The organism is Desulfosporosinus sp. BICA1-9 (assembly GCF_000802135.1).
Genome location: NZ_JUEE01000215.1, coordinates 16,482 through 28,892, shown reverse-complemented (window position 1 = coordinate 28,892; position 12,411 = coordinate 16,482). Strand labels below are relative to the sequence as shown.

Below are 12,411 nucleotides of genomic sequence, written 5' to 3'. Positions count from 1 at the left end.
TAAAAGTGTCGCTTCATCGCCGTTTTCGCGCAAAACGTTAGTTACTGCATTCCCATACTTCAAAAGCGTTTCAAAGTCTACCCTCCGGCAACCGCTCTTTTCCAATAATTCAATCAACGCATTTGCCGCTAAATCTTCAATTCCAATAAATCTGTACACCAATAGCACCTCTCCTCATCACAATATCTGACCCTTAAGATATACTACGTTGCTCCCATATTGCCCCGTAAAATTCTGAGAAAGGCCACTCTTGTTAACTGCAAAAATACGTTATTAATGCATTTTAGCTACATTAACATATGCCAAACAGCTTGTTCTATTGTCAATTGCATGTCCTGTATAACTCTTCTATTCTTTAAGGATAAATTCCTGCTGGCAATTTTTTATCATTAGAATTTTTTTATATTACACTGGACAGATCCATTAGCCGGTTCCGCCCTAGCCGCTAAAGCCGGAAGCCCTTAACCCCCGAAGGCAGTCCGGTAGCACTCCAGGGTACAAGGGGCGACTTCACCACTTTTTATCTGTCAAGGAAGTACTCATATGGAGACCTATTTCCTTTCAATAGACTGCCTATCTTCTGGTGAAAGAAAGAGAGTTCCATTTTCTAATACGAGCTCTGCATCATAACCATTCTCATTAGAAACACGACTCATAAAACATACCTCCAATTACCACACACTAGACACGCCTAATTGGTAATTGTAAACCTACACTTCGAATAATTATTACACCCTTAAGAATCTCATATTTACCCTTTTTCGTGATTAACTCCCCACCACATTTGGGCAACTATTAGCGCCAATTTGGTTCGCTGCTTCAGCTTTCTTTTTATGTATTACTGAGTTCTGACTTTTTTATTACCTGGGTCACCCGTGAGCGGAAAATCTAGCATCCTATTTCTAATAGCTCATAAAACTGCAAACACTTTCTATAGCCTAAATTCTTCATTATTTTGTAAAGCCCTGCCAACAACTGTCTTTTCTTTTTTTACAATATTCTTTAAATTATTACTATTAGCACGGACCTTCTGCTTGATAGTCTATCTTGCATAGCTTACTCTGCCTAAAGCATAACACTCAGCTCAGACAATTCTATGTGAAAAAGGAGCGAAGCCTAAGATTCCCTAGTTTCGCTCCCTTTAATCCCGGCATTGACTGTTTCACATCACACCACAAGCCACTTAGAATCCCTTCTTTATAACCCGCTAGTAGATTCTATATGACATTAAGTAGTTCCAATCACTTGGTCAATCATCTTCAAAAGATAATCAGGGAAATCATCCGTATCATGTTCAATGGATATAAGTCGCTTTTTCATTCTTTTTCCGACGTCGACAGCCTTTTCTTTATTACCATACTTGCAAAGTAACTCCAGTTCATCTATCCTTTCAAACAAGGCTTCACCACAAGCACTTGCATGTTTGTAACTTAAAAAATCGCCCTTCAAAAACCAACTCAAAGACCTTTCAAAATGCTCAATAATAACATCCGGATTGATACTTACCCTTCTATAATTCCATCGGCATCATATCCTGATATAATTTTTGGAAAGTCATCCATCTTGCTTACACCAAGTAACTCAACCATATAATCATTATGACAATCCAAACAGAAATCACCGACATTTGCCACATGAATAGTCGATTCTATTGATTTGCACTTTTTACATTTCATGAATACGGCTCCTATCAGACGCTTTTATCCTCTATTCTAGCAGAGAGTATTTCAGTGAAACGATCCTGATCTTCCATACAAGAGTGATCACTGTCGGGGAGGCAAGCAGTTTCCTTCAACCACTTGCCTCATTCACCATGGGGAAGCAGGTCCTTGGCCTCCTTCAGGCGACGGCTAATCCCAAAAGCGCCACAAGGAGGATTTTCCCGGTCGGCCGCCACTTGCAAAGCTAATGAGCTTATCCATTATCTACAATATAAATGTATCCAATAAAATTACATGAGTTCGGTTGATTACCGAACCCACGCTGGTAAAGTTTGCTTTTATATTGTGTCTACTTGACAAGGACATTTTTATTTGAAGAACACGTTCTATAATTCATACTACCAATAACTTGATAAATCCATTGCCAATAAGTTCGTCAATCGCTGAATATACTTCCTCCTCAGTAAAATACGGTTTTAAATCAGTTAATTGATGCTTTAGTTTTTCCCTTGGAAGTTTTTCGGACTTAGTTAGAAATATCAAAGTAGATCTCAACTCTAATTCCTTAGCACTAAAAAATCCAAAATCTCTTATCATGCAATCTATCTTATCTGAGTTTACGTTGATGAACTCCTTTGATTTGCTACATACCCAATCAGCGTTGTTTCCTGGGTTAATTTCATATCCACTCTTCGCCCCATGCGTAATATGAACTCCTTCCATCGCAGAAACAGTTTCGACATCTGATGCTAATTCTGCTGAAAAGGGTCCATATGTATATAATGTATGTTCATAACCAGTTGGCACCACATAAATAGTTGTAAGCAAATAGACCAATTTTTGTAGAACAGTTTTTCCGAACTGAGGTGATACTTCTTGAATGCGACGAGCTATCTCGACAATTACTCCATACTTTTCCCATGGTATATCCGATGAAAACACTAAGCCTCAACCTCCTTAATAATTCTATTTATAATTTCTTGTGCCCTAGCTCTCTCTTCAATTGGAACATATATTCTTTGTTGAAAAACCGGGGAAAGACCTTTTACTAGACTCGATAAAGAGGAAAGCGGAACTGACCTTCTGTCCTCTTCTCTCTCATTGCAAATGGGAATATCCTCATTACCTACTTTGTACCATGAACTAGATGCATTATCTCGAAAACCACGTATTCCAATTCTATTAAATTCACTTCCAATACTGTCACATAAGTCGATTTCCAAAGGAGTGGGATTTTCGCGCGTTTTGAAAACACACCTAAAGTGCTTTCTATCTTTCAGAATAGCCCCTGCTTCCCCTCCCTCTCCAGCAGAAATCATGCCCAAAACCTTCCAATCGTCCCAAAGAAGATACCGTTTGATTTCATCAATTGACGTTGGGGCAGGGAATTTTTCTTTCTCATGGATATCAGCACTCGAGGCCTGTTCTTTTGCAAGCAGCGTCTTTAAGGCATCGGCAATATGATGATCATAGGCCCTTCTTGTATGTTGGAAATAAACTTGAGTGAACATTTGATATCTCGCAAGAATTAGGGCTTCCGCGATATGAATTCCGCCATCCTCAATTGCCAACGTCGAGCTTCCTGTTTCCGTCAGTCCAATTTTCATCGTAACTAATAATCTATTTAAATCAAAATGGCCGTATGTGACACCACAGTGAAGTGAATCTCTTAAAAGGTAATCTGCTCTATCGGCATCTAATTGGCTGGATAACAAATCCCTCCATAAGAGAACTCGACCAAATCTAGGCTTGCTTCCTTCTATAAATTGGGCCACTTCTTCAGCAGTAATACCATAGTTCTGGTTAAGCGGATGATCCTCAATAGCTTCTTTTAAAGCAAACCGAACAACGGCAGCAGAATAATGTTCATGTTTATATGCTTTGCCTGTTTCAGGATTTGTCTGCATTAAGCCTTCTCCAGCATGTGAGAATGGAGAGTGCCCAATATCATGTAAAAGACAAGATAATCGGAGCAATACCCTGTCGCGGTCTAATCCAGAGTTAGTATATTTTAACTCCGACTTCAAAAATCGTTCTTCTTTGGTGGCTATAGCGTCAAAAATCCTTGTGGCTACGTGCATTACTCCTAAAGAGTGTTCAAATCTGTTATGTACCGCCCCTGGGTAAACCATATCAGTCCATGCCAATTGTTTAATCCTTCGCAGACGCTGAAAAACCGGGTCATTGATTATTTGTCTTTCCCACTCATTAATTTGAACAAAACCGTGAATCGGGTCGCGAATTTCGAAGCTCATTCTCACACCCACCTCTTATTTTACCTTAAAAAGTGACAGGAGGCAAACACTTGTTCTCTATCTAATTAAATAATATACACTAACATTTACTATCATTCCACATAGTTAAGGGAATTCCTCCATTCAAACCCAACTTTCCTTTGTATCCTTTACCTGTCATGACAGAAGATTTGGATTCCGCGTTTTTGAGTTTTTCCAGTTCGGCAATTTTCCTGGCTGACGGGACCTCTTCTTTGGCCGCCTCCAGCTCCCTTTGCTTTAACGTGACTTTTTCCTGCTCGGCGGAGTATTTCGACTTTTAGTCGTTCACCTGTTGCTCCAGGCTTTTGGTCTGAGTGGTTAATTGGGTGAGTTCGCTGCTTTTCAAGTTCAGGTCATTTTGGAGGTGTTTTTTCTCCTGAATGGCCTGGCCTCTGTCCTTGACAGCCTGTTGCAATTCTAATTTGGTCATGCTCTCGACATCGTGCTCCGCGATAAACTCTCCCGCTCCTCTTCCGGGATCCCCAGCAGGATGAGTGCCTGGGTGTAGGTCAAATTCGTCACCAGTGACGAATTTGGATTGCCGTCACTGTCGGGGGAAGCAAGCAGTTTCGTCCCATACTCTTCTCAGAGCTGCATTAACCTATCGGCCGTTCGCTGAGAGGAACTGACCGATTCCTTCAACCACTTGCCCCATTCTCGCTGATTCCAATTGTTCGAATGGACATATTCCAGAAAATAAATGAAAACACAGACGGAAAAATTGCGCTGTAGATTCTATATGACATTAAGTAGTTCCAATCACTGAAGCCTTGTTTGAAAGGATAGATGAACTGGAGTTACTTTGCAAGTATGGTAATAAAGAAAAGGCTGTCGACGTCGGAAAAAGAATGAAAAAGCGACTTATATCTGATATTGCCGGCCAGAACAGAGATGTCGTTGAGCTGACAAGATGCGATCCGGTCGCTGACCAGCATGTTGTCGCTCGTTAACGTTGCTATATATGCATCAAAGGCGATTGTTCCGAGCCTGATGAGGTCTGTTTCCGTGCTGATGAAGGTAAGACCGGACTGAGTTCCATTGTCTTCGCCGGAAAGGATAGCCGTGATGGCCTGCATCGTTGCCGAGTTGATTTTATTGATGCGGCTGTAGGGCTTCTCAATATAGCTCTTTTCATCTTGGCTGTAAACATAGTACGTTATCGTCTGACTATCTTCAAAGTGCTTGAAATCGATTCGAATATAGTTAGACACGAGAGGTATATCGTCAACAGCGTATCTGTTTTCTTTATCACCTTTCAAAACCATAACCGACATACGCTTAATAGCATCCGTATCCGTGACGGTAACGGAGGCGGCGGCCTTTCTATCCTTATAGTCGGTCAGTACTATGTTCTGAACATGCCTACTTCCCAATAACGTTACTTCTTCCATAGCCTCGTAATCCTCTTCTGGAATATTGTAATATCGTTTCTCATCGCCATACACCACAAGGGCAAGGGAAGGATCGGAAGCAAAAAAGCAAATACTATGGTCAATGGCATCTGGAATAAACACTGCAATCGTGGTTTCCGGTTCTTCGGTCGGGGTTATGAGCTTTTTGCTCCAGTCGTTTTCAGCATTGTCCAGCCATTTAGCCAGTTCGGAACCCGAAACATATGTTTCGCCATATTCAGCCGAAGTGACTTTGATTTGCTTAATCTCGGAAATAAGAGCAATTAGATTACCGGGGTTCAAAAATGACAAATCAGGCTCATCGTCAACAGGGTTCACCAGCAGGCCAATTCCAAGGGCGATTACGGCGACGACTGCCACAGCCATCATCCAAAACCTGGGTTTTCGATAGTTAAGCACATTTTTGATTCTGCCCTTCACGTTGCCCTCTCCGAAGGCAAGCGGGCTGCCATTCAGGATGCGCTTTCCGGTTGCAAGGGATAAAAGCGAAGCGGCATAAGGCTTTTTGATCTCGCCGCCCATTTCCTTGATCACTTTCTCATCACAGGAAAGTTCCATATCTGTACTCATAAGGACGAAGGCGATCCACACCAGAGGATTGAACCAATGAAGGCTCAGAACCATAAATGCAAAAGGCTTTATAATATGGTCGAGCCTGCGGATATGCGTCTGCTCATGCCGGATGATATAGTTTTTTTCCTCTGTCGTCAGTCCGGCAGGAATGAAAATTCTCGGTTTGAAAATGCCAAGCACAAAGGGTGTTTTCAGGTTATCAGCCTCATAGATGTTCTGCTCGACATTCCGAGCGCTTTTCAGGCGGTTTTTCAAAATCAGTACCGAAACAATACTGTAAATCAGCATCGCCGCGATGCCGAAAAGCCACAGGAACGTAGCAATCGCCATGGGTGCTTCCAGCGGGTCGGCAACTATCTGCTCATCACCCTGGGGCAGGGTTTCATTGATGACTTGGCTGATATCTGGAAGGGGCAAATCCACCTGTGGGTTTGCCGTGTGAACGATATCGGTGGAGATATAGGTGATGCTGCCGTTGGTTACGGCTGGAGAATGAAAGATGCCCAAGAGCGAAAAGTCCGTGGAAAACGATATGGGACAGAGAAGCCGAAATAAGACGACTGCCCACAGCGCATAGGAAAATACTCTCGGTGCTTTTTTCAGCGGCAAACGGGCAAGCAGCACCAGAACGATAACAATCCCTGCAGTAAGACTCATATTCAGAATTATAGGAAACATCGTATAGCACCACATAAGATTAACTTCTGTGCTCATCGATCAGCTTTTTCAGTTCTTCAGCCTGGCGGTCACTGAGCTTTTTGCCGCCGATAAAGGCTATAAGGAATTTGGGCAGCGAGCCTCCGAAAGTATCCTCTACAAAACGTTGGCTTTGCCTTACGTAAAACTCATCTTTTTTTATCAGGGAGGATACGATGGCATTTTCGTTTTGGAAAATACCTTTAGCACACAGCTTTTTTAGCACCGTATAAGTTGTAGACTTTTTCCAACTGAATTCCTTGGCGCACAATACTACCAAATCGCCGGAACAGATGGGTTCATGCCGCCAGATTAAAGCGGCGAATTTCTCTTCGCTTGGCGCGAACTTGTAATCGTTCATGTATGGTTCCTCCCGGGTCTATAAAATGTAGACTTTATGTTTGAGTCTACATTTTATAGACCCAATTGTCAAGAGGAATTGTTATGTAAGCTTTTTTCCTTTGTTGCTTACTTTATCTATCTATTCCTATGTCAGCAAGTTTCCAACCGGAAGTGTTCTCAATAAAGGTAAAAACCAACACGGCTCTGCTGTCGATGCGCTCCTGGATATCATCGGAAAGAGAGAGAACCTCGTAGCCTGTAGTGAACCTTTCTTGCTCATCCAGATGATAAAACCTTTGCCTGACTTGCTCAAAATCCAATTTATTTTGAAAGAAGAGGAGCTCGTTGCTGTGGTTTTCAAAAGGAGTTTCCAATCTGTCTTTCTTCACCACTATGGTATCATTTAATAGTTCTTTTTCAGTTTCACTGAATATGCCCGAATTTAACGCGGAAAGCAGTTTTCGCACTTTAATATCCAAGGTATTGCGGAGCTCGTATTCTTTTTCATACCGTTTGATCTGAGCATCTTTTTCATCTGCTATTTGTTCAAGTTCTTTCACCCTGGATCGAAGTTCCTCATTCTCAAGTTCCGAATTTGTGGCTGTTCCTCCTGAACAACCGCCGAAAATAAGAACGGCTGATACGATGATTAGCATAACATGAAACCATCGTAATACGGCATATCTGTCTATTTTTTCGTTTTGAATTTTCATGGTTACCCTTCCTCGGTTTTTGGTTTTATTATCCACGGGTGTATCGCCCTTTGTTTTATCTCACCAAGGCTTCTCTGATCAAGGCCTTGAAACTGTCGTACCCGGCGTGCTGAAGCGCTCCGGGCCTTCGCAGGAATCTCGTATCATATCCTTTTGCTTTCAGTTTATCCCACAGCTCATAGTTTGGAAAGATAAAATTGAATTCTTCTGATGAAAGCTTCAACATTTCCTCATAGCGATACCCTAGGTTCCCGAGTATACCGCTTTGAGCTTCCGTAATATTATACGCCGAGAGTTCTGCGCGCTGCGATTCGTCAGGCATGAACGCGGGAGCTCCGTCAAGAAGGGCGCCTGGTGCAAAGATTTTTTTGATTTGGTCCTGCGAAAGCGCCTCGATCTCCTTCATACTGCCATATCCCAGGTTCCCAAGCATACTGATTTCCCAGGCTTCCAATCCGGGCGTACCCACTGTTATGAGTTCAAAACCGTCTATAAGGATGTTGTCGTCACTTGCTTTTACAAGCTCGACTTCTGCGGACATTTTTTCGTCAAGTCCGAGCGAAACCGTAAGCCGGTCAGGGTCATTTTCGGAGAAGGTCGGCTCTGAGACGGAAACGGGGAAGGCTTTGAAGGTGATGGCACTAAGCTGCATAAGGTCATTAGCCTCCGAAGGGTTGTTATTATTCCATTTTTGGATTTCTGCCTTTAATCCGTCTGTGGCGAGCCTGTCAATCATCTCGTTCCACCGAAAATGCGCTGCCTGATAGAAAGCCAAGCTGCAGCTCATAGCGGACTCGATCGGCCTCATGTCGTATCCCTGTGGGAGCTGCTGCAAATCCTCGTTCCTGTGTACGGTAATTTTTTGCCCCAGGATTTCCGCTCCGCTAAGTCCCATGTAACCGACAAATTCCATGCCGCCGCGCAGCCAGTCGTAAACGGGCGCAAGGGTTGCAGCATTAAGCGGCCCTATCGTATGGGTATAGACTCCATTGGTTGAGAGAAACAGGACATTTTCACTTTTTGTGAAGCAGACAAGCATCCTGTCGCACGGATAGGACTGCTTGATATCGCCGCGAAGCGTATAGCTTAGATCGTCGTTCCCGTCAAAGACAAGCTCAATGCAGGAGCCCTGTTCCCAATAATCGTGGGCAATGCTTTCGTTGTCAATCTGGGCCGCCGTCAGGTCAAGAGTTTCAGGCAGTGCGCCAATGATCGCGTCCGCGACAAAGTCTATCCTATCCTTACTTATCTCATTCACCGTGTAGCTCTCCCAGCCTATGTGGCGGTAGTTCATCCGCACTGCTGTTTTAATGTAGTCGGAAAGCGGCCGCGATGCCGAATGGGAAAGAAAAACAGGCTCTCCGGTGGTTTCGTCCACATAATAGCGGAAAGATTCCGTACGAACCACGGTGAGCGCGCTATAATCACCCGCGACGACGGCGGTGCGGATCTCCTGCCACTGCCCGGCGTTTAAGGAATACTCTTTGGTTGCGCAGTAATCCATGGTGACGGTGTATACAGTGCGGTCATTTTCGACAGCACTATCTATGCTTTTGAGTACGTAAATCGGTTTATCATTTATGCTCGCAGGAACTGCCGTGTATTCCATACCGTTATAGTCCCAACGGGAGTTTATGATCATGGATGCACCGGAGATATCTCCAGCCTCAAAGCGGTCGCAAATGACCTTTTCCACATAATCACGGGTCATGGCATCCTTGCCGTTGCCCTGGTTGTCAGGGTTTATCGCAAATGCGTAGAAAAGATATTCGCCGATGTCCGTGGGCGCGTTACCCTCCTCAAAGAAGGGCACATAGTCAAGGCGGTTATGAACAGCGAAATCGAAGTACTCGCCCCGCAAGGAGGCATTGTCAAGATCTGTTTTTCCACCCGTAAAGGTACAAACTACCGCGACGGCAATAATCAAAACAACGGCAAGTAAAGAAGGGAACAACATTTTGGGTTTTTTGGCAATCATAATAATCCGCTTTTTAATTCCAGCCTTGCCGGATGTCATGGTTGTTTCAGCCATTTTTTTTGCCTCCTCCGCCTTTTCCAATATCGCATATAATACGTCTATTTCTTATTTGATACTTCATACTCGCTGTATTTGACCAGGCGCGTCTTAAGGTCGTCGCCGTCTGCATAAAGCTCCGATCGGCAGCTGTCTGCTCCGCGCCCTGCGGTAACGATTCGTTTATGACTTCACTGATGCCCGGAAGCAGTTCGTTTTCTCAATTTCAATCGCTTTGTTCAGCAAATTAAGACCTCCCAAAACATTTCCCTCGAAATATTTTGCATCCATTCGTCAGTAACCTGCCGGGGCAAAAAACACCCCTCAGCAGGATTACCATAGTATGGTTTATCTTCAAAAACGTGCATGTTGATTTAATCAATGCGGTATTTATATTGATCACTTTCAACGGTTACCCCTTGCCAGACTGCTGAATATTTACAATCGCTAATAACACGCAAGAACCGTCCCCTGTGTCTGCCTGGCGCAGGATTCCTCCGGTCTGCACCACAAGTAGCACATTCTTCCCTATGTCCATATACTGTACAAGAACTGTATTACTGAAAAAAGGATGAATTATAATGAAAACTTATGTTTTCCCGGCTGTTGTCGAGCAGCATCCATCAACCGGCAGATATGTTGTTGTTTTCCCCGATCTGCCGGAAGTTATCACAAACGGAGAAAATCTGCAAGACGCTTCATGTAATGCTTGGATCAACTTGGGGTTTCGTTTATATCATATGGAAGAGGAGCATATAGCAATCCCTGAAGCGTCCGATCCCTCAAGTATAGTGAAGCCGGAGGACGCTAAAATAATTACTGTAGAGGTCGATATGCTGGTAGTGCGGCAGGCGCTTGATAACAAATCTGTCAAGAAGATCGTAACTTTGCCCAAATGGTTAATAGCTTTGGGGAAAGAAAACAATATCAACTTCTCACGGGTTCTGCGGCGCGCTCTAAAAGAGGAACTGGGAATTTACGATGAGGAAACCGGCTTTTTGCCTTTACTGACCGATATATTTAGATAAATCCAAAAACGACTACACGTATTCGTTTTTGGGGGATATGTGAGTAAAGCAAACAGGATGAAAGGCTTTGAAGCTCTTATGCACGATGTAATACCAGAACGCACGCCGCCTGTAATCGCGGCTGAAATCAACACAATTAAATACCAGACCGGGAAGATCTACCTTGCCGCCGCCGTCGAGATCGGCAGGCTCCTCAAAGAGGCCAAAGACCTGCTTCCGCATGGGGAGTGGCTGAAGTGGCTGGAAGAGTCCGTCAGCTATTCTCCGCGGACGGCGCAAAAAATGATGCGCGTCTACGAAGAATACAGCCTCAAACAGCCCCTCTCCCTTAACGCCGGCGCAGACTCGCCGGCGATGCCGAACCTAAACTATTCTCAGGCGCTTATTCTCCTCGGAGTGCCGGAGGAAGAGCGGGCTGAGTTTATCTTAGACCTGGATATCGAGAGCATGAGCGCCCGGGAACTGCAAACGGCGGTGGATGATAAGAAAAAGGCTGAGCAGGAAAAAATCCAGGCCCTGCAGGAGAACGCAGACCTCCGGACAACCCTGGATAACAAAGACATTAAGATCGCCGAACTGACCGCAGAACGCGACAATCTGAAGACCCAAACAGAGGGCTTACAGAAGACCAAAACAAGACTTGAGAGAACGACCGAGGAGCTGGAGAATCAGGTGGGATCGCTTAAAAAAACCTCAAACCAACAGGGCTACGAAAGGATGCAAAGGAACTTTCTTAACTCGCAGCTCAAGGTGAGATCCAACCACATCGGCTTTCTCTGCGAGACCCTGGACAAAACCATCAAGCAGCTGAAATGGGAGCTGAAAAATATCGCCGATCAAGATAAGGAAGCGTTTATAGCGTATAAAACTATCATGCAGAAATATCTGAACGCGGGGCTGAAGGAGGAAGATTAGGGGAGCAGGCCTTTTGTGGACAGCGTTTCGCTGCCTAAGGCGGATATCAGGCGCTCGACTTGATCGGTAACTTGCTCGCGAACTTGTTCGGTTTGCATAAGCTCATTTAAAGCATCTCGGATCACGCGGAGCATAAATTCAACAAAAGCTGTAGAATCCGCCGCTTTGTCGGCAACAGCCAATATGGTGTAATACTCCTGTTGACGTTCGCGGATTAAAGTCTCCGCATTACCGCTCATTGAGCTCCGTGCCCGCCCTTATTTTACTTTCAGAGTCCGCAGGTACGCCTTTGCTTCGTCGCCGATCCGGTAGCTCTCAACCGCTTTCTGGATAGCTTTGTTGTGCGTCCACTTCTCTAAACGCTGTTCCTGAATATACGGCACAGCGCCTTCGTACTGCTTAGCCAAGGCTGTTGCGAAATACCAGGCGATCATCATGTTGACATAGTATTCCTCCTGAAAAACACTGGATTCACTTACTTCAAAGGGTACCAAAATGGCATCCAACGATCACATAAATGGATACCACCAACGGTACCATTTTGGATTTGCGCTCACTTCGATGGTAACCAAATACAAAATAAGAATAATGGGCATACGAGCGTCAGTCCATGGCTTTGGCTAACGTGGTAAGCTTATTAATCGTCTTCAAATTTCGCACAGTCGCTGATACACCAACAATGCGAAGTTCGTGTACGGATTCCCGCATTATCTTTTTAGGCCCTTTTTATTGTAAAGCGCCAAGGTAATTTGGCCTTATGTCATAAGTTAGAAGTATGACA

Annotated in this window: 11 protein-coding genes and 2 pseudogenes; 2 read left to right on the top strand and 11 right to left on the bottom strand. The window is 44.2% G+C overall.

From position 1 onward, the window contains the following. Positions 1–1,227 precede the first annotated feature (1,227 nt). The 9 genes and pseudogenes from JL57_RS26825 to JL57_RS35655 all read right to left on the bottom strand — a co-directional run bounded on the left by JL57_RS26825 (position 1,228) and on the right by JL57_RS35655 (position 9,705). On the bottom strand, positions 1,228–1,449 hold the full coding sequence (locus JL57_RS26825; protein ID WP_034144954.1) for a hypothetical protein: 222 nt from the start codon (positions 1,447–1,449) through the stop codon (positions 1,228–1,230). 53 nt (positions 1,450–1,502) lie between these two features. Beyond that, the gene (locus JL57_RS35670) at positions 1,503–1,676 is read right to left on the bottom strand and encodes a hypothetical protein (protein ID WP_291300629.1); all 174 of its coding nucleotides are present in this window, start codon (positions 1,674–1,676) and stop codon (positions 1,503–1,505) included. 378 nt (positions 1,677–2,054) lie between these two features. Continuing rightward, entirely contained in the window at positions 2,055–2,603 is a 549-nt protein-coding gene (locus tag JL57_RS26820) for a hypothetical protein (RefSeq protein WP_034144953.1), read from the bottom strand. After that, on the bottom strand, positions 2,603–3,916 hold the full coding sequence (locus JL57_RS26815; protein WP_034144952.1) for an HD domain-containing protein: 1,314 nt from the start codon (positions 3,914–3,916) through the stop codon (positions 2,603–2,605). The genes JL57_RS26820 and JL57_RS26815 overlap by 1 nt, the downstream gene beginning before the upstream one ends. Positions 3,917–4,322: 406 nt before the next feature. Continuing rightward, positions 4,323–4,594: pseudogene (locus JL57_RS35665) on the bottom strand (DUF3102 domain-containing protein); the annotation flags it as partial. A gap of 140 nt (positions 4,595–4,734) precedes the next feature. Further along, the gene (locus JL57_RS35660; protein ID WP_291300628.1) at positions 4,735–6,600 is read right to left on the bottom strand and encodes a DUF5301 domain-containing protein; all 1,866 of its coding nucleotides are present in this window, start codon (positions 6,598–6,600) and stop codon (positions 4,735–4,737) included. Positions 6,601–6,619: 19 nt separating this feature from the next. Further along, positions 6,620–6,979 carry a BlaI/MecI/CopY family transcriptional regulator gene (locus JL57_RS26800; protein ID WP_034144951.1) on the bottom strand — a complete coding sequence of 120 codons (360 nt, stop codon included), beginning with the start codon at positions 6,977–6,979 and terminating at the stop codon, positions 6,620–6,622. Positions 6,980–7,091: 112 nt separating this feature from the next. Further along, complete coding sequence (locus tag JL57_RS26795) at positions 7,092–7,673, bottom strand: hypothetical protein (RefSeq protein WP_034144950.1); 582 nt, start codon at positions 7,671–7,673, stop codon at positions 7,092–7,094. A gap of 55 nt (positions 7,674–7,728) precedes the next feature. Next, a complete protein-coding gene (locus tag JL57_RS35655) occupies positions 7,729–9,705 on the bottom strand; it encodes a hypothetical protein (protein ID WP_291300627.1) in 1,977 nt (658 codons plus the stop codon). Between the two features lie 563 nt (positions 9,706–10,268). On the opposite strand from JL57_RS35655, the gene JL57_RS26785 reads away from it, so the two are divergent. Continuing rightward, complete coding sequence (locus tag JL57_RS26785; protein WP_291300626.1) at positions 10,269–10,715, top strand: type II toxin-antitoxin system HicB family antitoxin; 447 nt, start codon at positions 10,269–10,271, stop codon at positions 10,713–10,715. Between the two features lie 39 nt (positions 10,716–10,754). Next, complete coding sequence (locus JL57_RS26780) at positions 10,755–11,630, top strand: DUF3102 domain-containing protein (protein ID WP_291300625.1); 876 nt, start codon at positions 10,755–10,757, stop codon at positions 11,628–11,630. Here the strand turns inward: JL57_RS26780 and JL57_RS26775 are convergent. Together JL57_RS26775 and JL57_RS26770 are read right to left on the bottom strand one after the other, a co-directional pair. After that, positions 11,627–11,869 (bottom strand): hypothetical protein, encoded by a 243-nt coding sequence (locus JL57_RS26775; protein ID WP_034144949.1) that lies wholly within the window; start codon positions 11,867–11,869, stop codon positions 11,627–11,629. The genes JL57_RS26780 and JL57_RS26775 overlap by 4 nt on opposite strands. 18 nt (positions 11,870–11,887) lie before the next feature. Beyond that, positions 11,888–12,085, bottom strand: a pseudogene (locus JL57_RS26770) (DNA alkylation repair protein); the annotation flags it as partial. Positions 12,086–12,411 lie beyond the last annotated feature (326 nt).